This window comes from Sinorhizobium sp. RAC02, assembly GCF_001713395.1.
Classification (GTDB): Bacteria; Pseudomonadota; Alphaproteobacteria; order Rhizobiales; family Rhizobiaceae; genus Shinella.
Genome location: NZ_CP016452.1, coordinates 370762 through 393874 on the forward strand (window position 1 = coordinate 370762; position 23113 = coordinate 393874).

The 23113-nt window shown below is 62.3% G+C and carries 20 protein-coding genes; 10 read left to right on the top strand and 10 right to left on the bottom strand.

Translation table 11 applies throughout. The features are described from left to right. Positions 1 to 52: 52 nt before the first annotated feature. Positions 53 to 1042: a bile acid:sodium symporter family protein gene (locus tag BSY16_RS22925; RefSeq protein WP_069062165.1), complete on the top strand. Its 990-nt coding sequence runs from the start codon at positions 53 to 55 to the stop codon at positions 1040 to 1042. A 36-nt stretch (positions 1043 to 1078) separates the two neighbouring features. On the opposite strand, the gene BSY16_RS22930 is transcribed toward BSY16_RS22925, so the two are convergent. Beyond that, a complete protein-coding gene (locus BSY16_RS22930; RefSeq protein ID WP_069062166.1) occupies positions 1079 to 1603 on the bottom strand; it encodes an Lrp/AsnC family transcriptional regulator in 525 nt (174 codons plus the stop codon). Between the two features lie 81 nt (positions 1604 to 1684). On the opposite strand from BSY16_RS22930, the gene BSY16_RS22935 reads away from it, so the two are divergent. From BSY16_RS22935 to BSY16_RS31605, 3 genes are all read left to right on the top strand, one after another. Next, positions 1685 to 2884 (top strand): MFS transporter, encoded by a 1200-nt coding sequence (locus tag BSY16_RS22935; RefSeq protein WP_286157324.1) that lies wholly within the window; start codon positions 1685 to 1687, stop codon positions 2882 to 2884. Positions 2885 to 3196: 312 nt separating this feature from the next. Further along, on the top strand, positions 3197 to 4237 hold the full coding sequence (locus BSY16_RS22940) for a glutamine synthetase beta-grasp domain-containing protein (RefSeq protein WP_069062168.1): 1041 nt from the start codon (positions 3197 to 3199) through the stop codon (positions 4235 to 4237). 227 nt (positions 4238 to 4464) lie between these two features. Next, the gene (locus BSY16_RS31605) at positions 4465 to 4614 is read left to right on the top strand and encodes a DUF1127 domain-containing protein (RefSeq protein WP_083243217.1); all 150 of its coding nucleotides are present in this window, start codon (positions 4465 to 4467) and stop codon (positions 4612 to 4614) included. Between the two features lie 101 nt (positions 4615 to 4715). On the opposite strand, the gene BSY16_RS22950 is transcribed toward BSY16_RS31605, so the two are convergent. From BSY16_RS22950 to BSY16_RS22960, 3 genes are read right to left on the bottom strand one after another with little or no spacing between them, the layout of a single operon-like run. Further along, entirely contained in the window at positions 4716 to 6257 is a 1542-nt protein-coding gene (locus BSY16_RS22950; protein WP_069062170.1) for a SpoVR family protein, read from the bottom strand. Between the two features lie 11 nt (positions 6258 to 6268). Next, positions 6269 to 7588, bottom strand: a complete 1320-nt coding sequence (locus BSY16_RS22955; RefSeq protein ID WP_069062171.1) for a YeaH/YhbH family protein — start codon at positions 7586 to 7588, stop codon at positions 6269 to 6271. A 21-nt stretch (positions 7589 to 7609) separates the two neighbouring features. Further along, positions 7610 to 9559, bottom strand: a complete 1950-nt coding sequence (locus tag BSY16_RS22960) for a PrkA family serine protein kinase (protein ID WP_069062172.1) — start codon at positions 9557 to 9559, stop codon at positions 7610 to 7612. 262 nt (positions 9560 to 9821) lie between these two features. Here BSY16_RS22960 and BSY16_RS22965 point away from each other — a divergent pair, with 262 nt between their 5' ends. From BSY16_RS22965 to BSY16_RS22975, 3 genes are all read left to right on the top strand, one after another. Next, entirely contained in the window at positions 9822 to 10715 is an 894-nt protein-coding gene (locus tag BSY16_RS22965) for a DMT family transporter (protein ID WP_069062173.1), read from the top strand. A 261-nt stretch (positions 10716 to 10976) separates the two neighbouring features. After that, positions 10977 to 12242 (top strand): BtaA family protein, encoded by a 1266-nt coding sequence (locus BSY16_RS22970; protein ID WP_083243077.1) that lies wholly within the window; start codon positions 10977 to 10979, stop codon positions 12240 to 12242. A 36-nt stretch (positions 12243 to 12278) separates the two neighbouring features. Further along, positions 12279 to 12908 (top strand): class I SAM-dependent methyltransferase, encoded by a 630-nt coding sequence (locus tag BSY16_RS22975; RefSeq protein ID WP_286157325.1) that lies wholly within the window; start codon positions 12279 to 12281, stop codon positions 12906 to 12908. A gap of 63 nt (positions 12909 to 12971) precedes the next feature. Here the strand turns inward: BSY16_RS22975 and BSY16_RS22980 are convergent, their stop codons facing one another. From BSY16_RS22980 to BSY16_RS23000, 5 genes are read right to left on the bottom strand one after another with little or no spacing between them, the layout of a single operon-like run. After that, complete coding sequence (locus BSY16_RS22980; RefSeq protein WP_069062175.1) at positions 12972 to 13628, bottom strand: SGNH/GDSL hydrolase family protein; 657 nt, start codon at positions 13626 to 13628, stop codon at positions 12972 to 12974. 30 nt (positions 13629 to 13658) lie between these two features. Then, positions 13659 to 14609, bottom strand: coding sequence for an ABC transporter permease (locus tag BSY16_RS22985; RefSeq protein WP_069062176.1), 951 nt, complete (start codon positions 14607 to 14609; stop codon positions 13659 to 13661). Positions 14610 to 14612: 3 nt separating this feature from the next. Continuing rightward, complete coding sequence (locus BSY16_RS22990) at positions 14613 to 15587, bottom strand: ABC transporter permease (RefSeq protein WP_069062177.1); 975 nt, start codon at positions 15585 to 15587, stop codon at positions 14613 to 14615. A gap of 16 nt (positions 15588 to 15603) precedes the next feature. Beyond that, positions 15604 to 17097: a sugar ABC transporter ATP-binding protein gene (locus BSY16_RS22995; RefSeq protein ID WP_069062178.1), complete on the bottom strand. Its 1494-nt coding sequence runs from the start codon at positions 17095 to 17097 to the stop codon at positions 15604 to 15606. A 58-nt stretch (positions 17098 to 17155) separates the two neighbouring features. Beyond that, a complete protein-coding gene (locus BSY16_RS23000; protein ID WP_069062179.1) occupies positions 17156 to 18232 on the bottom strand; it encodes an ABC transporter substrate-binding protein in 1077 nt (358 codons plus the stop codon). A 261-nt stretch (positions 18233 to 18493) separates the two neighbouring features. Between BSY16_RS23000 and BSY16_RS23005 the strand changes: the two genes are divergently transcribed. Beyond that, positions 18494 to 19144, top strand: a complete 651-nt coding sequence (locus BSY16_RS23005) for an SGNH/GDSL hydrolase family protein (protein ID WP_069062180.1) — start codon at positions 18494 to 18496, stop codon at positions 19142 to 19144. Positions 19145 to 19203: 59 nt separating this feature from the next. Continuing rightward, positions 19204 to 20277: an ROK family transcriptional regulator gene (locus BSY16_RS23010; protein WP_069062181.1), complete on the top strand. Its 1074-nt coding sequence runs from the start codon at positions 19204 to 19206 to the stop codon at positions 20275 to 20277. 315 nt (positions 20278 to 20592) lie between these two features. On the opposite strand, the gene BSY16_RS23015 is transcribed toward BSY16_RS23010, so the two are convergent. Continuing rightward, complete coding sequence (locus tag BSY16_RS23015; RefSeq protein ID WP_069062182.1) at positions 20593 to 21723, bottom strand: RHE_PE00001 family protein; 1131 nt, start codon at positions 21721 to 21723, stop codon at positions 20593 to 20595. A gap of 325 nt (positions 21724 to 22048) precedes the next feature. Here BSY16_RS23015 and BSY16_RS23020 point away from each other — a divergent pair, with 325 nt between their 5' ends. Then, positions 22049 to 23071, top strand: a complete 1023-nt coding sequence (locus BSY16_RS23020) for an LLM class flavin-dependent oxidoreductase (RefSeq protein WP_069062183.1) — start codon at positions 22049 to 22051, stop codon at positions 23069 to 23071. The last annotated feature ends 42 nt before the right edge of the window (positions 23072 to 23113 follow it).

A 23113-nucleotide genomic window follows, 5' to 3' on the forward strand; every position in this document is an offset into this window, starting at 1 on the left:
TAGGATAGCTAAAAATACGCGCCTGTCGAGACCTCAAGCGAAGCGCACAGAGATGAAACGTCTTCTTCCCGATACCTTCACCTGGCTCCTCATAAGCGCCGTCATCCTCGCCTCCCTGCTGCCGATCTCCGGTATGGCGGCGGAGTGGTTCGGCGTCGCCACCAACATCGCCATCGCCCTCCTGTTCTTCCTGCACGGCGCGCGCCTCTCCACCGACGTGGTGGTTGCCGGTTTCCTGCATTGGCGCCTGCAACTCTTCATTCTCGTCACGACGTTCGCCATCTTCCCGCTGCTCGGCCTCGGCCTTGGCCTCTTCTCGCCCTGGCTTATCGACCAGCCGCTCTATCTCGGCTTGCTGTTCCTCTGCGTCCTGCCATCGACGGTGCAATCGTCGATCGCCTTCACCTCGATTGCCGGCGGCAATGTGCCGGCCGCGATCTGCGCCGCCTCGACGTCGAACATTCTCGGGATTTTCCTGACGCCCGCCCTCGTCGCGCTGCTGTTTTCCGCGGGCGGCCATGTCGGCGTGTCCTTCGACATGGTCTGGAAGATCATGCTTCAGCTCTTCCTGCCGTTCATTGCCGGCCAGCTGCTGCAACCCTTTATCGGAAACTGGGTGCGCTCGAAAAAGACGCTGCTGACGCCCTTCGACCGTGGCTCCATCCTCATGGTCGTCTATCTCGCCTTCTCCGAGGCGGTGACGGAGGGGATCTGGCAGAGGCTCGCGGTGGAAGATCTCGCCCTCCTCCTCGTCATCGACAGCCTGCTGCTTGCGGTGGTCCTCGTCATCACCAGCCTCGGCGGCAGACTGCTCGGCTTCAACCGCGAAGACCGAATTACCGCTGTCTTCTGCGGCTCGAAGAAGAGCCTCGCCAGCGGCGTGCCGATGGCAAGCGTCATCTTTGCCGGCCAGTCGATCGGCGCAATCGTGCTGCCGCTGATGCTCTTCCACCAGATCCAGTTGATGGTCTGCGCCTGGCTCGCCCGCGTCTATGCCGATCGGCAGAAAGCCCTGGAGGCCAAACCTGCCCCTGCCGGCTGACGGTCGGGTATTTCCAGTGTCGTTGCGAGTGACCTGTCAGCCCGGAATATCAAAGGGCGGCCAGTCTTCGGTCTTTTCAGCCTGGACCGGCCTTTCGAGATAGGTCGACAACACGACGTAGCTGCGCGTCGCCTTCACCCCCGGCGTGGCATAGAGATGGCCGAGCAACCGCTCGAGCGACTGCGCGCCGTCCGTGCGAACCTTTAGCAACATGCAGGCATCGCCCGTTACCGAGTGAACCTCCTCGACTTCGGGGAACCGCTGGATCGCCATCAGCGCAGGCGTCTTGCCCCAGCCGGCCGTATCGACGTGAACGAAGGCGAGAAGTGTCTTGTCTGTCGCCTGCGGATCGATCAGCGCCGCGACCCGGCGAATGGCGCCGCGCTGGCGCAAGCGCTTGACGCGTTCATGCGCCGCCGGCGCGGAAAGGCCTACCTTCTTGCCCAACTCCGCGTAGCTCAGGGTCGCGTCCTCCACCAATTCGGCTAACAGCTTTCGATCCATGGCGTCGGATGGCGGCATCGGGCGCGCATTCCGCCGAATGTCATCTGTTTTTTCCATGGGCCTCAATTCCTTCGTTGCTGCCGAATTATGTTCGCCTATTCTAGCCTTATGCAGAACACTAATCAACAAATTCCCAACATGCCCTTATCGGCTATACCGTCCATCGTCTGGACGCTGACCGGCTGTATCGGTCTCATCGGGTCGAATTCGCTGGCGCTTGGTCCCATTGCGCCTGCCATGGCAGATGCTCTCGGCACCAGCGTGCAGACAGTGATGATCGCTTCGGCCGCCTTCGGTCTCGGCACGGCCGGCGGCGCGCTTGCCCTTGGTCAACTGATCGACCGCATCGGGCCGCAGCGTATGCTGGCCATCACCATGCTGCTGATGGTGTTCGGCTTTGCCGGCGCGGGAGCAGCCGTCGGCCCGGAAATGCTGATCGCTGCGCAATTCGGCCTTGGCATTGCCGCCGGGGTGGCCTTGCCGGCGATCTACACGCTGGCGGCGGTGTCCGGTCCGCCCGGGCATGAAAGCCGCACGCTCGGCATCGTGCTCACCGGCTGGACCCTCAGCATGGTGGGCGGCGTGCCGCTCTCGGCCCTGATTGCCGACACGCTGGGCTGGCGTGCCTTCTATTTCATCCTCGCCGGCGCCGCCCTCCTTACCGCCGGTGCACTCGCCCGGCGCACGGATACGAAAGGCGCTGCGGGCGGGCTGCAAACGCCGCTTTCGGCTCTCAAGGTGCAAGGTGTCCTACCGCTTCTTGCGATCTGCGCCTGCTTCATGGCGTCCTTCTACGGCGTCTACGCCTATCTGGGCGATCACCTGCACGTCGATCTCGGTATGCCGGTCAGCGCAAACGGCCTGGCGACGATCCTCTACGGCATCGGTTTCAGCGCCGCCGTGCTGTTGGATCGCTTCATCGATGCGCATATCGCCCGCCCGCTGCTGCTTTCCATCCTCATGATCCTGGTCACGGCAATCTTTCTCCTGATGTTCGCACTCTCAGGCAGCTTTGTCGGCCTTCTCGTCCTGATGGCGGTCTGGGGGCTGGCCAACCATCTTGGCCTCAACGTGCTCATCATGCGCCTGACCTCGCTCGATCCCCAGCAACGGGGCGCCATCATGGGCCTCAACAGCGCCGTCACCTATCTCGCGCTCTTCGCCGGTACGATCAGCCTGGGCGAAGTTTACGCCAGCCAGGGTTTCCGCTCCGTCGTGCTCTGCGCGGTCGGACTGATGCTGGCAGGCGTTGCCATCTCCCTGATTGCGGCCCGCCGGGGCGCTGCCGTGAAGAGAGACGCCGAGCGGCGCCAGCCGGCCTCCTCCCAGTCGTTGTAATCCTTCGTTAACCATAATCCCATCTGTCCGGCATGGAACGCTTTCGAATCCGGGAGGGCGAGGCCGCTACTTGTGATCTGCCTCATTGCCTCAAAGGCCACCCCATTTCGCCTATTTTTTATGCAATCCGCTTCATTCTTGCGCGCCCGCCTCGCGACGCAGGTGCCCGCCAGCAGCCGAACGGCGATTTTCTGACCATTTTCGACCCCGATTTCGACTTGGCACGATTAATGCTTTTTACCAGATAGCGGCTGTCGGTCAGGTCTTGAAATGCCTGGCAGCCTAGGAACCAGCGTCACGTGAGAGAACGAAATGACTAAGTTTAAGCTCGAATACATCTGGCTCGATGGCTACAAGCCCACCCCGAACCTGCGCGGCAAGACCCTCATCAAGGAATTCGAAGCTTTCCCGACGCTCGACCAGCTTCCGCTCTGGGGCTTCGACGGCTCCTCGACCCTGCAGGCCGAAGGCTCGAGCTCCGACTGCGTCCTGAAGCCGGTAGCCTCCTATCCCGACCCGGAACGCAAGAACGGCGTTCTCGTGCTTTGCGAAGTCATGATGCCCGACGCCAAGACGCCGCATCCGTCCAACACGCGCGCTTCCATCCTCGACGACGATGGTGCCTGGTTCGGCTTCGAGCAGGAATATTTCTTCTACCAGAACGGCCGCCCACTCGGCTTCCCGGATGCCGGCTTCCCCGCTCCGCAGGGTCCGTACTATTGCGGCGTCGGCTTCAGCAATGTCGGTACCATCGCCCGCAAGATCGTCGAAGAGCATCTCGACATCTGCCTCGCTGCCGGTATCAACCATGAAGGCATCAATGCCGAAGTGGCCAAGGGCCAGTGGGAATTCCAGGTGTTCGGCAAGGGTTCGCGCACAGCCGCCGACGAAATCTGGCTCGCCCGCTACCTGCTGCAGCGCCTGACCGAAAAGTATGGCATCGACGTCGAATACCACTGCAAGCCGCTCGGCGATACCGACTGGAACGGCTCGGGCATGCATGCCAACTTCTCGACCGAATATATGCGCGAAGTCGGCGGCAAGGCCTATTTCGAAGACCTCATGGCAGCCTTCGCCGAAGCCCGTGCCGATCACATCGCCGTCTATGGCCCCGACAACCACATGCGCCTGACCGGCAAGCACGAGACCGCCTCGATCCACCAGTTCAGCTACGGCGTGGCTGATCGCGGCGCCTCGATCCGCGTTCCGCACAGCTTCGTCAACAACGATTACCGCGGCTACCTGGAAGATCGTCGTCCGAACTCGCAGGGCGACCCCTACCAGATCGCTTCGCAGATCCTGAAGACGATCTCCACGGTCCCGACCGACGTTGAAAACCGCCAGGCGGCTTAACTCCCGCATGGAAACCTGAACGCGCCGGAAAACGGCAGCGTTCACTGACCGGCTTACAGAACGCCCCGCATTTGCGGGGCGTTTTTTGTTGGTCAAAAATTGTGCAGCGGCCGCCGTGCGGGACCACCAGCGACGTCATGCAAAAAACGCATGCCTACACTGCATGCATATGCATTTTTTCTGGGCAGACAATTCCCTATCTACAGCTCAACAAAAAGGAGTTGATCATGAACGTTTTCGCAAAGCTCAAGAAGAACGCCGCCGAACGCCGTGCCGTCCGCGAACTCAGCGCCCTCGACGACCGCGCCCTGCAGGATCTCGGCATCTCGCGCGCCAACATTCGCTCTGCCGTTGCAGGCCTTCTGGTCCTCGGCTAAGCCGTCCCGGCATGCGCTCGGGCGCGTGCCGAAAAAGATAGGCGGGCCACGTTTCCGTGGTCGGCATCCCCAAAGCGCTTCGCAGTCTGCGAGGCGTTTTTTTATGCCTGCGCTGAAGAGCATTCGTAGAGAACCCTGTCGGTCGCGGTATCCACGCCAGCCAAGCTGACGCCGTAGCCCCAAAGGCGGCGGATGTGGGCGAGGGTCCTGTCGCGCTCGGCCTCGTCCAACAGGACGCCGTTGCGGATCCTGTGGCGCAATCGAAGCTGGCGGTCGCCCAGGAGATCGACGTCCACCACCTGAATGTCCGGCCGGTGGGTACTCGGATCGTAGTTGCGCGCGAGTGCGGCGCGCACGGCCGAGTAGCCGCGCTCGTCATGGATGGAAGCGACCTCGCAGAAACGGTTGGTGGCGAGGTCGGAGAGGTGGAACAGGCGGAATTTGCGGATCAGCGCCGGGCTCAGATATTGCAGGACGAAGGATTCGTCGCGGTGGTTCTCCCAGGCGTCGATCAGCGTGCCCATCCCGTCGCCATTGCCGGCGATGTCGGGAAACCAGTCCTTGTCCTCCGCGGTCGGTGTCATGCAGATGCGCTCGATATCCTGCATCATTGCAAAACCCAGCGCATAGGGGTTGATGCCGGAAAACCGTGGATCGTCGAAACCCGGCTGGAACACCACATTGGCATGGCTCGCCAGCAACTCCAGCATGGCGCCTTCGCTCATCCTGCCCTGGTCGAACAGCCGGTTGATGATCGTGTAGTGCACGAAGGTCGCGCAGCCCTCGTTCATCACCTTGGTTTGGCCCTGCGGATAAAAATACTGCGCGATGACGCGAACGATCCGCAGGATTTCCCGCTGCCAGGGTTCCAGAATCAGGCTGTGTTTTTCCAGAAAATAGAGCAGGTTCTCTTCCGGAAGGTTCAGGACCTTCTTGCGCTCCTGCGCCTCCTTTTCCGCTTCCTCTATGCCGACGCTGCCTGCGGTCGTCGGCAGCGTTCGCCACAGATCGCTATAGGTCTGTTCCTCATATTCCAGCCTTTCGCGCGTCCGCTCCGTCACCTTTGCCGGCGAAAGCCGGGGCGGGCGGCGATAGTGGAACACGCCCTGATCCATCAGCGCATGGGCTGAATCGAGGATTTCCTCAACCGCGGCAATACCGTGCCGCTCCTCGCACCGGGCGATGTATTTCTTGGCGAAATCCATATAGCCGAGGATCGCGCCGGCATCGGTCCACTGGCGGAAGAGATAGTTGTTCTTGAAGAAATGGTTGTGGCCGAAGGCGGCATGCGCGGTCACCAGCGCCTGCATCGGCATGGTGTTTTCTTCCATGAGATATGTGATGCAGGGATTGGAATTGATGACCAGTTCGTAGGCGAGCCCCCGACGCCCCTTGCGGTAGAAATGGCTTTCGAACACGAAACGCTTGCCGAAGGACCAGTGCTGATACATCAGCGGCATGCCGATGGAGGAATAGGCGTCGAGCATCTGCTCGGAGGAAATGATTTCGATCTGGTTGGGATAGACATCCAGCCCCATCTCGCCGATGGCGATCTCTTCGATAGCCTCGTAGGCGCGCGAAAGCGTTGCGAAATTCCATTCGGAACCACTGAACAGCAGGGAGGAAGGGGGCCGTTTTGCCATGTTCCTGCCCCTCACCAGCTGAGTTGCACGGCTTTGTGCCGGGCAAAGAGCTTGCGGAAGACGGGGTAGATGTCGGCTGGTCTTGCAATGCGGGTCATCTGGAAGTTCGGCACCGCGCCGTCGACCTTGCGATAGGCACGCCAGAGCGACGTGCCGTTGTCTGTCGCGCCGAAAATCTCGCTCTCCCGCTCGTCGATGATCTCGACATAGGCATAGTACTGGCAGAGCTTCATAAGGTCGTCGCGCAGAAGTGCCGCGCAGCGCTCGGAGTCGCCCGTGGCGTTGTCGCCGTCGGAGGCCTGGGCGGCGTAGATGTTCCAGACGTTCGACGGGTAGCGATCCAGAATGATCCGCTGCATCTCCTCGAGCGCTGTCGAAACCACCGTACCGCCGCTCTGCTTGCTGAAGAAAAAGGTTTCTTCGTCCACCTCGTGCGCCTCGTCCGTGTGGCGGATGAAGACGATGTCGATGCGCTCGTAGCGGCGCTTGAGGAAGAGATGCAGGAGAACGAAGAAGCGTTTCGCCAGATCCTTTTCGCGTTCGCCCATCGAGGCCGAAACGTCCATCAGGCAGAACATCACAGCGCAGGCATTCGGCAGAGGCTGGCGTTCGAAGCGGTTGAAGCGCACGTCGACGGGATCGACATAGGCGATGCGCTTGCGCCGCCGCTCCAGCGCCTCCAGCTCTTCGCGCAGCGCCGTAAGCCGCCGGCGCTGCGGCTGGGAAGGGGTCGGCTCGTTTTCCAGCGCCGCGATCTCGTCGGCAACCGCCTGATATTCCTTTGTACTCGGGCGGTGGAGCGCAATGCGCCGGCCAAAACTGTTGCGCATCGTGCGCCCGACATTGATGTTGCTGGGCGTGCCTGCCGTGGTGAAGCCGACGCGGCGCGGCTTGTAGGTCACGGTTTCCTTGAGGTTGAGCTTGACCATGTCGGGAAGCTCCAGGTCCTCGAAGAAAAGATCGAGCACCTCGTCGCGCGACAGGATGAAGAGGAAATCGTCGTCGCCTTCGCCGCGCCCGGGACCACGACCGCCACCCTGGCCGCCGCCGGCATCCGGTTTGCCGATCCGGTCACCCGCCGAAAAACTCTCGTTGCCGGGCAGGACGTGATGCCGTTCGCCGCTGTTTGAGGCGTTGCGAAAACTGGGTTCGTCGGCACCGCGCTTTGGCACGGGCACGCCATGGGCGGTATCGACATCGGCGATCTTGTCGGAGCGGACCTGATCGCGGATCGAGCGCTTCAACTCGTCATGCACCCGCTTCAGGAAACGTTGCCGGTTGCCGAGGCTGCGGTCCTTGGGGTTCAGCCGGCGATCGATGAAATTCGGCATGGGCCGACTCCCGTTTCGGTGTCAGCCAGCCTTGTTGACGCGCATGTACCAATCGACCAGCCGCCGGACCTGCCGCACGGTATAGCCACGCTCGGTCATGCGGTCGACGAATTCGGCGTGCTGCTTTTCCGTGGCACTGTCCTTCTTCGAGCCGAAGCTGATGACCGGCAACAGGTCCTCGACCTGGCCGAACATGCGCTTTTCGATGACCTCGCGCAGTTTTTCGTAACTCGTCCAGGCCGGATTGCGCCCGCCATTGCGGGCCCGGGCACGCAGGGTGAATTTCACGACTTCGTTGCGGAAATCCTTGGGGTTGGCGATACCGGCAGGCTTTTCGATCTGCGACAGCTCGCTGTCGAGGATTTCCCGGTTGAGGATCTGCCCCGTGTCGGGATCCTTGAAATCCTGGTCTTCCAGCCAGGCATCGGCGTAGGAAATGTAGCGATCGAACAGGTTCTGGCCATATTCGCTGTAGGATTCCAGGTAGGCCTTCTGGATCTCGTGACCGATGAACTCGGCGTAGCGGCTCGCCAGTTCCGAGCGGATGAAATCGATGTAGTTCGCCTCGACCTCTTTGGAGAACTGCTCGCGGCGGATCGCCTGTTCGAGGATGTACATCAGATGGACCGAGTCAGCCGCGACCTCCTTGGTATCGTAGTTGAAGGTCTCGGACAGCACCTTGAAGGCGAACCGCGTGCTGATGCCGGTCATGCCCTCGTCGACGCCGGCGGCATCCCGGTATTCCTGCAGCGATTTTGCCTTGGGATCGGTGTCCTTGAGGTTCTCGCCGTCATAGACGCGCATCTTGGTGTAGGTCGGCGAATTTTCATGCGGGGTCAACCGCGTGGCGACGGTGAATCGGCTGAGGTTTTCCAGCACTTCCGGCGCGCAGGGGCTGGCGGAAAGCTCGCTCTCCCGCAGCAGCTTTTCGTAGATCTGCCGCTCCTCGGTGATGCGCAGGCAATAGGGAACCTTGACCACCAGGATACGGTCGAGGAAGGCCTCGTTGTTCTTGTTGTGCTTGAAATGTAGCCATTCCGATTCGTTGGAATGGGCAAGCACGATGCCCTGATAGGGGAAAGAGCCGAAGTTTTCCGTGCCGTTGTAGCTGCCCTCCTGCGTGGCAGTGAGCAGCGGATGCAGCACCTTGATCGGTGCCTTGAACATTTCAACGAATTCGAGCAGGCCCTGGGTCGTGCGGTTGAGACCGCCGCTGAAGGAATAGGCGTCGGGATCGGCCTGGCTGAAGTTTTCGAGTTGGCGGATATCCACCTTGCCGACCAGGGTCGAGACGTCCTGATTGTTCTCGTCGCCGGGTTCGGTCTTGGCAATGGCGATCTGGCGCAGCCGGGAGGGCATGAGCTTGACGACGCTGAACCGCGAAATATCGCCGCCGATCTCGTCGAGCCGCTTCGTCGCCCAGGGCGAGATGAGGCCGGTGAGCCGCCGCTTGGCGATGCCGTATTTGTCCTCCAGCAGATCGCCCATGCGCTCGCGGCTGAAGAGACCGAGAGGTGATTCGAAAACCGGGCTGATCTTGCCGTCGATGGCGAGCGTGTAGATCGGTTGGTCTTCCATCAGCTTCTTGAGGCGTTCGGCGAGCGAGGACTTGCCGCCCCCCACCGGACCCAGCAGGTAGAGAATCTGCTTGCGCTCTTCGAGCCCCTGCGCGGCATAGCGGAAGTAGCCGACGATCCGCTCGATCGTGTCTTCCATGCCGTAGAAATCGGAGAAGGAGGGGTAAATCTTGATGGTTCGGTTGCCGAATATTCGGCCGAGGCGCTCGTCGGCACTGGTATCGATGAGTTGCGGTTCGCCGATGGCCGTCACCATCCGCTCCGGCGCGGTGGCATACATCTTTTTATCGTCACGGCACGCCAGCAGGTACTCCTGGAGGCTCAGCTCCTCCTGCGCGGTGCTCGCATAAGTTTTTGAAAAGAGGTCGAAAACATCGCTGCCAGTGGTTCTCATGGAACGCTCCTGCGGTCATCGAACAGTATAGCTTTTTTCGCGTCTGCCGTCCTGTTTTTTAAACGGAATGCAGCAGAAATTTGTTCCCGCCTTCGCTGTAAACAGAAAGTGAATGCAAGCTTGGATACTGAAGGCAGCAAATCTTCCAAGCACTCTGTTCATTCAACAGACATGGCACTGGACGCGAGCCGTCTGTGCGCGCTTTAACGCGAATCACGGACATGCAATGTCCACCAGCATATAATCGACCGATCGGAACACAATGCCAATTCACGAACTTGCCGCGCTCGGTGCCGCGACCTGCTGGGCCTTGACCGGACTGATCTCGGCAGGGCCTGCCGGCCATCTCGGCGCGCCGGCCTTCAACCGGGTCCGCCAGATCTTCGTCACTGGCCTTCTTGCCCTCTATGTGCTGGCGACCGGCACATGGCGGGAGCTGGATGCGGCGAGCATCGGCCCGCTGCTGCTGTCCGGATTGATCGGCATCTTCGTTGGCGACACGCTGCTCTTCGCCACGCTGAACCGGCTTGGCCCGCGCCGCTCCGGAATCCTCTTCGCGCTGAATGCGCCGATTGCAGCTCTGCTCGGCTGGCTGGTGCTGGGCGAAGCCCTGCCGGTCCCCGCCATGGCGGGGATCGCGCTGACGGCCACAGGGGTGTTCCTCGCCATTCTCTTCGGCAAGCGGCGGGCGCAGATACATGAATGGGAGACGATCAAGGGGCCGCTGTCGATCGGTGTCCTGCTGGGGCTGGGCGCCGCGACGGGCCAGGCCATCGGCTCCATCCTCGTGCGCCCCGTCATGGAGACCGGCATCGACCCCTTCGTCGCCTCGCTGCTGCGCGTCGGCATTGCCGCGCTCTGCCTCAGCGTCCTGACCCAACTGCCCATCCCCTCCGTCAAGCCGAAAGGGCCGCTCACGCTCAAAGTCGCGGCGATGACCGCATTGACCGGTGTGCTCGCGCTTGCCATCGGCATGACGCTGCTGCTCTTTGCATTGTCGGGCGGCAAGGTCGGCATCATCTCGACACTCTCGGCCACCTCTCCGGTCATGATCCTGCCGATGCTGTGGCTGAAGACCGGCGAGCGCCCGGCCGGCGGAGCCTGGGCCGGTGCCGCCCTCGTCGTCATCGGCATGGGCCTGATCTTCCTGCGCTGAGCGATAGCGCGGGCCGTCGCACCGTTCCAAAGAGAATGCATCGGGCACCGTCCTGTGGACAGAATGGCGGATGTCATGCGGGTGTCATGGCGATCTGGTGAAACGCTGCCCCATGCCGCTCGGTGATCGTGACGATCGAGATGGGAACCGACCAGACCGACTTCGCATCGATTACTTCACCGCACAGGCATCCGCAGTTCGCCGCCGTCCAGCCCGTCGCGTCGATGGGTGAGGACGGACATTCCAGCGTAGGAAACCCTGATGATCGAAACGGTGATCTCTCCCGCTCCCTCCCCGACCGCAGCGCGCAAAGAGGGGGTCGGCAAGCGCCTCAACCGCGCCGTTCGCCGCAATCCGTTGCTCTCCGCCTCCGGAATGTCCGAATATGTCTTCTCCCGGCTTTTCCGGAATCTCGTCTATGCGCAGATCTGGGAAGATCCCGATGTCGACATGGCTGCGCTGAAGATCGCGCCGGGAAACAGCATCGTCACCATCGCGTCCGGCGGCTGCAATGCGCTTTCCTATCTCGTCGCCGATCCCGCCCGCATCGAGGCGGTGGATCTCAACCCGGCGCATGTCTGTTTCAACCGCCTGAAACTGACCGCCGCCGCCCACCTGCCGGACTACGAGACCTTCTACCGGTTCTACGGCCAGGGCGATGATCGCCGGAACCTCGACGCCTACCAGCACTATCTGCGGCCCCATCTCGATGCGGAGACCCGTGATTACTGGGAAAGCCGGACGGTCACCGGTCGCCGCCGCATCTCTATCTTCCATCGCCACCTCTATCGCCACGGCCTGCTCGGCGGCTTCATCGGCCTCGGCCATACGATGGCTCGGCTCTACGGCGCCGATCCGCGCGGCCTGCTCAAGGCGCGTACGATCGAGGACCAGAAGCGCTTCTTCGACGAAACGCTGGCACCGCTCTTCGAAAAGCGCCTGGTCCGCTGGGCGACGGGGCGGAAAAGCTCGCTCTTCGGGCTCGGCATTCCGCCGCAGCAATATGAAGCGCTTTCGGGCGCCGGCAGCGACATGGCGTCGATCCTGCGCCAGCGCGTCGAAAAACTCGCCTGCGGCTTCCCGCTCTCGGAAAACTATTTTGCCTGGCAGGCCTTCGGCCGCGGGTATGGCAGCGGAGATCTTGCACCACTGCCGCCCTATCTCTCCCGGCAGAATTTCGAGGCAGTCCGCAGCCGCGCCGGCCGCATCTCCATCACCAACACCTCGCTGACCGAGTTCCTCGCGGCAAAAGCTCCCCAATCCGTCGATCGCTTCATCCTGCTCGATGCGCAGGACTGGATGACGGATGTGCAGCTCAACGCCTTGTGGAGCGAGATCACCCGCACCGCCGCCCCCGGCGCACGCGTCATTTTCCGCACGGCGCCCGCCGAAAGCCTGCTGCCCGGCCGTGTCGCCGATACCATCCTCGATCGCTGGGCCTACCACGCCGCGGAATCGCGTGCGTTGCACGACAAGGATCGCTCGTCGATCTACGGCGGTTTCCACCTCTATGAATTCAAGGGGTGAGCGTCGATGAACGCGCTATCCGACCATGCGCTGCTCATGGACCGCATCTACCGCTGGCAGCGGCGGTTCGGCATCTATGATGCCACGCGAAAATACTACTTGCTCGGCCGAGACCCCTTGCTTGCCGGCCTCCGCCCAGCACCGGGCGGCGCGGTGCTGGAGATCGGCTGCGGCACCGGGCGCAATCTCGTGAAAGCCGCTGGGCTTTATCCCGAGGCCCGGTTTCACGGCATCGACATCTCCCAGGAAATGCTCACGGCAGCGGAAAAAGCCGTCGCGGGCGCTGGCCTCGACGGCAGGATACGCCTCGCCAGAGCGGACGCCGCCGCTTTCGACCCGCAGGTGGCTTTCGGCCAGGGCAGCTACGATCGTATCTTCATTTCCTACGCCGTATCGATGATCCCGCAATGGCAGAAGGTCGTCACGGAGGCCACTGCCCGCCTCGCCCCGGGCGGGGAGCTGCACATCGCCGATTTCGGCGACATGCAGGGCTTGCCCGGCTGGTTCAAGCGCGCCGTGACCACCTGGCTCGGTTGGCACCATGTGACGCCGCGCGCCGACCTGTTCGACTTTGCCGCCGAACTGGCCGACGCCCATGCCGGACGCAGCGAAGCGAAAAGGCTCCATCGCGGCTTTTCCTGGATCGCCGTGATCCGGATGCCTTGATTGGCATAGCCGCAGGCAAAGCATAAAGCCACTCCGACAACGGAGGCGCCGGAGTGGCTTATCTCAGAACAGCGTCTCGACCTTCGCCGCGATCGCGTTTCCGAGCCGGATGTTGGTTTCCGCAGAAAAATGGATGCCATCGACGCCATCGGTTGAGACGTGCTCGCCAGCGGCCAGGAACTCGACCTTCATGAAAGCGGCGAGCGCCTTGTAGAGCCCGGCCAACTCCTTCGACTTTTCATATCCGCCACCGAACATGCCTTCGAACCAGGGATCGGGCATCGGCGCCAGCGGCGGCGGGGCAACGACGAGCACGCGCGGCGCGGGATAGGGCGTACCGACACCGCCGGTAGAAGTCAGCGCCTGGCCGACGAGCTTGCCCATGCCGTTGGCGATCTCGTAGGGCGTACGGTGGAAATAAGATTTCGTGTCGTTGGTGCCCAGCATGAGGATGACAAGATCCAGCGGCAGGTGGCTGGCGAGTGCCGCCGGCAGATAGGCGCTGCCGTTGAGCCTTGCGTCATTCGGATCGTCGAGACTGGTGGTGCGGGCGCTGAGCCCCTCCTCGATGATATGATAGTCCGTGCCGAGCCGTGCTGCCATGGCGCCGGTCCACCGCTGCTCATAGGGATAGCGCAGGGTCGGCGCGGATTCTTTCACCGGGATCCAGCCCCATGTCAGTGAATCCCCGAAGCACAGGATTGAACGTTTCTCCGCCATTAACGACCTCCTTGAATGGCTGGTTGATTGTTATTTTTCGGCGCGCAGGCCGTAGAAAATCGCTGCAAGCAGGATGATCAGCCCCTGGGCGACAAGCTTGCCGGCGTCGCCGACGCCGAACATCGTCATGACGACGAAGAGGAAGGCGAAGCACAGCACGCCGAAAAATGGCCCCCAGACACCTCCCTCGCCACGCCCGAAGACGACGCCGCCCAGAATGGTGGCGGCGACCGAGAGGATCGGCAGGTCGAGCCCGACACGCACACTGCCGACGGCGATGGATGCGGTCTGGACGAGGGCAGCAATGGCCGCCATCAGGCCGGCGAGCGTATGGGCGAGGATCACCGTGCGCTCCACCGGCACACCGGAAAAGTGGGCGGCCGGCATGCTCTCGCCAACGGCGGTGACGAAACGTCCGAAGACCGTCTGCGAGAGAAGCAGCGCCATCAGCGCCGTGAGGCCGATCCAGAAGATCACGGGGCTCGGCAACCCGAGAAAGCGTGTGTTGAACAGATCGTTGAAAACGGTCGGGACATCGCCCGGCGGCTTGCCGCTCGAAAGATATTGCACGAAGCCCACGAGCACGATGCTCAGCGCAAGCGTGACGATGACCGCCGAAACGCGGCGTCGTGCCACCATCACGCCGTTGAAGAGGCCGATCGAGAGACCGATCGCAAGCGCAAGCCCGACATGGAAGCCGAGCGAGGCGCCCGGGAAAATGCCGGACGAGATGCAATAGTTGATCAGCAGGATGACGCCGCCGCCGGACAGATCGATCGACTTCACCCGCATGACCAGCAACTGGCCGAGCACGAGGATACCGAGCGGAACGACCTGACGCACGAAGACGCCGAGCACATTGGCATTGAGCATCTGCGGACGCGCGACGAACAGAATCCCGAGCAGAATGACGAGCAGGTAGTAGGATGGCGGGACCTTGGAAATCCGGCGCAGGAGGGGAGAGTTGACGAGGGCCGACATGGGTCAGAGTCCGATCTTCTTGCGCGACTGAAGCGCCACGACGGCCATCAGCAGAATGCCCTTGATTGCCGTTTGCACGAAAGGCGTAATGTTGAGCAGGTTCATGCCGTTGGAGAGGAGCGCCAGCACCGCAACCCCGACGATCGTGCCATGCAGGCTGCCGACGCCGCCGGACAGTTGCGTGCCGCCGATCGCCACCGCCGTGATCGCATCGAGTTCCATGAACAGGCCGACATTCGGATCGCCCGAGACGATGCGCCCGGCCAGGAAGACGCCGGCCAGCGCGGCAAACAACGAGCAGACCACATAGGCCAGGAGAATGTTGCGGCTGGCGGGGATGCCGAAATTGCGCGCGGCATCGGTCGAACCGGATGCAACGCCGCCGCCGATGGCAAAGAGATGCAACCCGTAGCGCGAACCGTAGAGCAGCTTCCAGGCGATCAGGATCGTCACAATACCCCAGAAGACCGGAAATGGAATGCCAGCCACCGAGCCGTCCACCGCCCAGCGCACGACCTCCGGCACGGACCCGCCCGATACCGGCCGCAGCACGCGGGTGATGCCTAGCACGACATATTGCGTGGCAAGCGTCGCGACGATCGGATGCACATTGAGCCGCGTGACGCAGTAGCCGTTGGTGGCGCCGATCAGCGCGGCGAAGATGAAGACGCCGGGAATGGTGATGCCGGTCGGCAGGTCGAGCGCCAGAATGGCCGTCGTGAAGCTGACGACGGAGCCGATGGAGAGATCCAGCCCGCCAACCAGCACGACGAACATCTGCCCGACCGCCGTGATGAGGAGCGGCATGCCCTGGGCAACGAGGTTGGCAAGATTGCTCCATTGGCTGAACTGGCTGGTCGTTGCCGCCAGCCAGAGGATCATGGCGACGGTGATGAGAAGCGGCAGTAGCCAAAGGCCCTGCCGGCTGCCGCGGCCGGTGAGAAGTTTGCCCAGAGTGGCGGAAGGGGAAGGTGTCATTGGGGATTCCGTTCCGTCATGTGCTGAGAGCTGCGTCAAGAATGCCGTGCTCGGTCGCTTCGCCGGCCTGCATTTCGGACACGATGGTGTTGCCGTGGATGACATAGAGGCGGTCGCAAAGGCCGATCAGCTCCAGCGTCTCGCGGGAGAGCACCAGCACCGCGCCGCCCGCCTTGGCGAAATCCCGCAGGATGCGGTAGATTTCCGCCTTGGCGCCAACATCCACGCCGCGCGTCGGCTCCTCGATGAGGAGGAGATCGGCGTCGGTCGCAAGATAGCGGCCGAGCAGCACTTTCTGCTGGTTGCCGCCGGAGAGCGCACCGACTATCGCGGCCGGACCCGTTGCCTTTACGCCCAATCGCTGCATCGTCTGCACGATCACATCACGATAGCGCTTCGCCGGCCGTATTGCGGATCGTCCGCCATGGAGCGCCATGGCAATGTTCTGGCCGACCGAATGACCGAGGAACAATCCTTCGTCCTTGCGATCCTCCGGCACGAAGGCGCCGCCGCGAGCCTGCCATCGCCGCACGCCGCTTTCCTTCGGCACCGGAAGGCGCATGGTTTCGCCCCGACGGGAAAATGTCCCTTCGACCGGCGCGAATTGCCCGACCAGCGCACGCAGCGCCTTTTGCTGCCCCTGCCCTTCGAGCCCCGCGAGCCCGACGATCTCGCCCTTGCGAACGACAAGCGAAAACGGCCTTGCATCCGGCTCCAGCCGTAACCCCGAAATCGACAGGGCCGGTTCTCCGGCCGCATCGCTGCGTTCGGGGAAAAGGGCTTCCAGTTCACGCCCGACCATCATCGCGATCAAGGCGGATGGTGTGATGTCCGTGAGCGGTCGCGTGCCGACCAGCTGGCCGTCCTTCAGCACCGTCACCACGTCGCAGATCGCAAAAATCTCGTCCATGCGGTGGGAGATGTAGACCACGGCCTTGCCTTCGTCGCGCAGCGCACGGATGTGGCGGTTGAGCACCTCGACATCCGCCGCGTTGAGCGCGGCGGTCGGTTCGTCGAGGATGAAGATGTCGGCGTCCGCATCGATGCCGTGGGCGATCTCGACGAACTGCCGTTCGGCGATGGAAAGTTCCGACACCAATGTATCCGGATCGAGGGTGAGGCCGAGGCGGGCAAGCGCTCCCTTCGTCTCCTCGCGCATCCGCCGCCGGTCGATGCCGCCGAAACGGCCAATGGGCTCGCGGCCGAGAAACAGGTTTTCCGCAATCGTCATGTTGGGCAGCAGCGAGAGTTCCTGAAACACCGTGGATATGCCGGCGGCTAGGGCTGCGCGCGGATTGGCGAAACTGACCGTTCGGCCGGCGCGCCGGATTTCGCCACTGTCCGGCTGGTGCACGCCGGCAAGAATTTTCATTAGCGTCGATTTCCCGGCGCCGTTCTCGCCCATCAGGGCATGCACCGTGCCGGGTGCGAGCGCCAGCGACACGTTCCTGAGCGCAGCACTTCCGCCGAACGCCTTGGATATTCCGGACATTTCAATGAGATGCGTCACTGGCCCCTCCCAACCGCGACCGGAGGCAGGCGATCCGCCTGCCTCCCTGCAGTCCACGCTACTGCTTGGCGTAGAACTGCTTGAGCTGCTCTTCGGAGAGTTCCGACGGCCACCAGACATTGGCCGAAAGATCGTCGCGGTAGTATTTCTTGACCTTTTCGAGGTCCCAGCCCGGCGGGTTGTAGTCGTAGTGCTTCTTGAGGGCCTTGCCTTCCAGCAGTGCGACGGCGGCGCGGATGCCCGCGGCTCCCTGGGCAGGGCTGTATTCCGACGAGATCGACTTGAAATTGTCGGCGATCCACTGGCCGAAGAAACCGTTGTTGCCCTCGCCGGAAATCGGCGGGATCGTGGCGCCGAACTGCTTGAACACGTCGACGCAGGCGCGCGTCATGTCCGCGCCGGACGACCAGATGCCGGCGACATTCGGATCGTTGAGATAGAGCGTCTCGCAGACCTTCTTGGCCTTGTCGTATTGCCAGTCGCCATGTTCCTCGGCGGTGATCTTGATCCCGGTGCCTTCGAGCGATTGCTTGAGGCCGTTGTAGCGGTTGGTGTCTTCCGGGTGGCCTGCCAGGCCGCGCAGCACCCAGATATTCCCCTGTCCGCCGAGTTCCTTGACGAGGAAGTCACCCATCACCTTGCCGAAATGCTCGGCGCCGCCCTGGATTTCCGTCGTGTAGGCGTCGGATTCGATGCGGCCGGTGTGAAGCACGACCGGAATGCCCGCCTCTACGGCCTTCTCGATGCTGGCATTGGCCGAGGTTGAGGTGACCGGCTGGACGATGATCGCATCCACCTTCTGGGCGATCAGGTCCTCGATATCGGCGACCTGCTTCTTCTGATCGAAGCCGGCATCGAGCAGAACGAACTTGGTGATACGCTTGTCGCGGTCGGCTGCGGCCTGCGCTTCGTGCGCCACCTGCACCGTCCAGGTATTTGCATTGACGCCGAAGCTGCTCATGCCGATGACCCAGGGGGCATCCTTTTTGTATTTGCCCTCTTCGACGCTTGGGTTGTTTTCTGCCCGCGTCGTCACGCCGTCGAGCAGGGGCACTTCCTGCGCCAGACTGCCATGGGCAAAGACCACGCCGGCCAATAGGGCCGTGATACCGATTTTCCTGATGATGCTGCTCATACTTTTCCTCCAAAAGCAGGCGTCAAACGAAAGGAAGGCGGGCGAAAAGGCATGCGGTATCGGCAGCCCGTGACCTTTGTCACGCACTCGCTCGCAGCCTGAAACGACCTGAAGCTCTCCTCCGACCGACACAAAATCACCGCCGCTTTGTGCTGTCAATAGTTATTCAGACTGAATGAATAATTAGCGATCCTTGCAAATCGCCCGTCCGGATGCGAAGTCTGCGCCCAGATACGATCAGCCGGCGCGGTGGAGGAGACAGTGAGACGGACCGTTCTATGCTTCGGGGACTCGAACACCTACGGCCAGATTCCAGGTCGCGGGCCGCTTGAGCGTTATCGCCGCGAAGAGCGCTGGGCCGGCGTGCTGGAAGGCACGCTCGGTGCCGGCTGGCAGATCATCGAAGAGGGTCTCAGCGGCCGCACGACGGTGCATGACGACCCGATCGAAGGGGCACTGAAGAACGGCCGGACCTATCTGCGCCCCTGCCTGCAAAGCCATGCGCCGCTCGATCTGATCATCATCATGCTGGGAACCAACGACCTGAAGCGGCGGTTCAACATGCCGCCCTCGGAGGTCGCCATGGGGATCGGCTGCCTCGTGCACGATATCCGGGAGCTTTCGCCCGGGCCGGCCGGCCATGATCCCGAGATCATGATCGTGGCGCCGCCGCCGATGCTCGACGACCTGCGGGAATGGGAGGCGATCTTCTCCGGCGCGCAGGAAAAATCCCGCAAGCTGGCGCTCGAATTCGAAATCATGGCGGATTCGTTGGAGGTGCATTTCTTCGATGCGGGCACAGCCTGCCAATGCTCGCCGGCGGATGGTTTCCATATCGACGGGGAGGCGCACCGTCGTCTCGGCGAGGCGCTGGCGCAGGAAGTGCTGGCAATCGGGTGGCCAGATGCATAGGCGCACCTTCAACCGGAACGATGCCGCCCTTTGCGGGAAGGATCGCCCCCTTGCCTGACATGCGATTTGCGCCCCCCAATCCGCTTCGCATCGCCGACCGCGCGAGCGGCCTCAATTCGCTGAGCGTGCGCAGCTACAACGAGCGTCTTGTGCTCTCGCTGCTTCTGCAGAACGAGGCGACGACGCGACTTGAAATCGGCGAGAAGACCGGCCTTTCGGCCCAGACGATTTCGGTGATCGTGCGCTCGCTCGAACAGGAAGGGCTCGTCATGCGTGGCGAGGCGCAGAAGGGCCGCGTCGGGCCGCCGACGACGCCCATCATGCTCAACCCGGAGGGGGCCTACTCCGTCGGCGTCAGCGTTGGCTATCGCAACAGCCATATCGTCGTCGTCGACTTCATCGGCAATGTACAACACCAGCATGTGATGCCGCACAGGGCCGCCGGCGTCTTCGACGCGTCGGAGGGACTGGCACTGGAAATCCGCAATGCCATTGCCAGCCTTTCAGACAGCCGGCGGGGACGCATTGCGGGCATCGGGCTGGCGCTGCCGACACCACCGCTCGAGGCCGGCCCGGACCACGCTATCCTGCACCGGTTTATGGAGGCCGAGCTTGGCCTTCCGGTCTTCGTGCAGAACGACATCACCGCCGCAGCCGGCGGCGAAAGCCTGTTCGGTGCCGCGCGGCAGTTGCAGGATTTCCTGTTCTTCTATCTCGGCGCCCGCCTGCACAGCCGCCTCGTGCTCAATCACCAGATCTACAACGGCAATTCGCCGCTGAGCGAAGATGTCGGCATGCTCGCGCTCGAACGCACCCTGCCAGCCGGCGATGCGGCGGTGGAAAAGCTTTGGACGCCATCCCAGGCCTGGCCGCCGATGGGACCAGCCTTTGACGCCTGGCAGCAGGCCTGCGCGCAAAGCCTCGTCCGATCGGTCCGGTCGCTTCTGCATTTCATCGAATTGAAGACCGTCGTGCTCTCCTCGTTCATTCCCGTCGCGGCCTGCGAAGCGCTCTGCGATCTCATCCACCGGGAAATCCCCACCATCGATGCGGTGGTCGGCAAGACATCCGCCGCGCCAAAGGCGATCGGGGCAGCAAGCCTGCCGTTCAGTTCGCGCTTCATGGTGAACTAGAGGCGCGTGCGGGCGATCGCGATCGCGATCGCCGCCGCGGCCTGCCGAACAGGAGCGTAACCGGGTCCTGCTCAGGCCAAAAAAAATGGGCCACCGGAAAACCGAGGCCCATGAAGTGTGGAGATATTTAAACCTCCAGAGGGGAACAGCTGATGCAGCGGACTGGGAGGAGACCGCCATGTGCATCAACTGAGGGCACTATGCTCGTTTTTTGACCGTTTGGAAAACATTTATTGTGCAATGCAGCTATGCATAGGGCGCACCACTTGCCGTCTGCCACCTGGAGCGTTCCGCCGACGGCCGGAACCTCATCCCTTACAAGACGCCCCACGCGCGAAAACGCCCTCTGCCCGTCAACTCCCGCAGCTTGAGTTCCTCCACAATCCGCAGCGCTGCCCGTGGTGTCACGCCGAGCGCCCTCGCGACCATGCCTGTCGACACCATCGGGCGGGAAAGTACGAGATCGATCAGGTCCGGCAACCGTGAGGATGTCCGACGATCAACAAGGCGACGCTCCATCATCTGACGCGCGAGGATCAGGCGATCATGCTCTTTCATGCCGATAGTCACCGCGGCCGTCACCCCATCGAGATAAGCGGCAAGGCGGGTATCCCGGTCGCGGTGCACACGCTGTTCGCGCCGGATGGTCTTCAGGCCGAGATTGAGGGCTGCAAGATTCGCCCCCGTTGTGAGCCCCGCTTCGCGCAGGCAGGCTGCCGCGAGAAGGCGCCCCAGCCATGGAGCATGCTGCAGGACCTGCAGGGTATTCCAGGCATCGAGCAGCAATACGGCGCGCAGGGCCGGGGGCAATTCCCTGCTTTCATCGACGGCAACGCGCCATTCCTCCAGCCGTGCATCCTCGTCCCAATCAAGATCGTAGACGAGAGGGTCCTTTTCCCGGCCACCCCGTCGCGGCGGAACGCTGGCGCCCGACAAGACGGCCTCTGATCGTGCCAGCACTGCATCGATCGCCGCGAGTTCCCTCGCCAGGGGATCGGACATGTCCGGTTCCCCTTCCTTCGCCCGAGCCACGGGTTCATCGCCGGCAAGAGGCGCAGATGCCTTCTGCCTATCCCCTATCGGGTCAGCACCACCTAAGCCGCGCAGGCTGCGTATGCTTTCGATGCCGAGCGCCCAATCCGGCGGCTGCAAGACAATGCGCCGGCGTGTGCGTAATACATCGCGGGCGATTGTGAGTTCGTGGGTCGGCGTGCGGATATCGTGGCCGTCATCGTGCAGCACAAGATCCTCGAGATGAACAAGTTCACCGTCTATCCATAGCGAGGCACAGGCATCGGTGAAATGCATGCGCTCGATCCAGCCCTCGCCAACCGGCGAATGGGCGAGGCGCTCGTCGAGGCGCGCCAATGCAGCCGTCGCGCCGCAGATGCGGGGTAACAGGCTGTGCAGCGGCAATTTTGAAAGATCATAACGCATTGAATTCATGGTAAACGAATTGTCAAACGGACACTATATCATAGTTAATGTCCGCTAGATGGAAATGGCGTGCGATCGCCGCGCCTCATCCATCACCTCGACCGGTCCTAAACGCCCAGGTTATGATGATAGAACGTCCGGTTTTGCTCTTCAACGGTGCCGGTCGAAGCGCAAATCGAAATCGGCAATCGCGGGAAGGCTTTGCACCGGATCGCCCGTTCAGCATCGATCGGTGAACACTGCGTTCGCGGAGCGCGCCTTTTCAAGCCGGCTTCGATATCCCATCTTCCGGCCATCACACTCCTACGGACGCCATGCGTCGAGGCAGACATTCATGAAGAAAATCGGCTTCCTGTCCTTCGGACACTGGACCCCCTCCCCTCAATCGCAAACCCGCTCGGCGGGTGACACCTTGCTGCAGTCGATCGACCTTGCCGTCGCGGCGGAAGAGCTTGGCGCTGACGGGGCCTACTTCCGGGTACACCACTTTGCGCACCAGCTCGCTTCCCCGTTTCCGTTGCTGGCAGCCATAGGCGCCAGGACGAAGAGGATCGAGATCGGCACGGCCGTTATCGACATGCGCTATGAAAACCCGCTCTACATGGCAGAGGACGCCGGTGCCGCCGATCTCATCTCCGGCGGACGTCTACAGCTTGGCGTCAGCCGCGGCTCGCCCGAGCAGGTCATCGATGGTTGGCGCTATTTCGGTTTTGAGCCGCAGGACGGCATGAGCGACGCCGACATGGGCCGCCGCCACGCCGAAGTGTTTCTCGATATCCTGAAGGGCGAAGGTTTTGCGCAACCGAACCCGCGGCCGATGTTTCCCAATCCGCCCGGCCTTTTGCGCCTCGAGCCCCATTCGGAAGGCCTGCGTGAGCGCATCTGGTGGGGTGCAAGCTCAAACGCCACCGCCGTCTGGGCGGCAAAACACGGCATGAACCTGCAAAGTTCGACCTTGAAGAACGATGAGACGGGCGAACCCTTCCACGTCCAGCAGGCGGCGCAGATCCGCGCTTATCGCGAGGCCTGGAAGGAAGCTGGCCACAGCCGCACGCCGCGTGTTTCCGTGAGCCGCAGCATTTTCGCGCTCGTCGACGACCGGGACCGCGCCTATTTCGGCCGCGGCGGGAAGGAAGAGGATTCGGTCGGCTTCATCGACGATAAGACCCGGGCGATCTTCGGCCGCGCCTATGCAGGCGAACCGGAAGAACTCATCAAGCAGCTTGCCGAGGATGAGGCGATCAAGGAAGCGGACACGCTCCTGCTCACCGTACCGAACCAGCTGGGCGTCGAATACAACGCCCACGTGATCGAGGCGATCCTGAAGCATGTCGCACCGGCCCTGGGGTGGCGCTAGACGTCTATTCTATGGCTCTTTGAAAACAAAAAGACGCGCCAG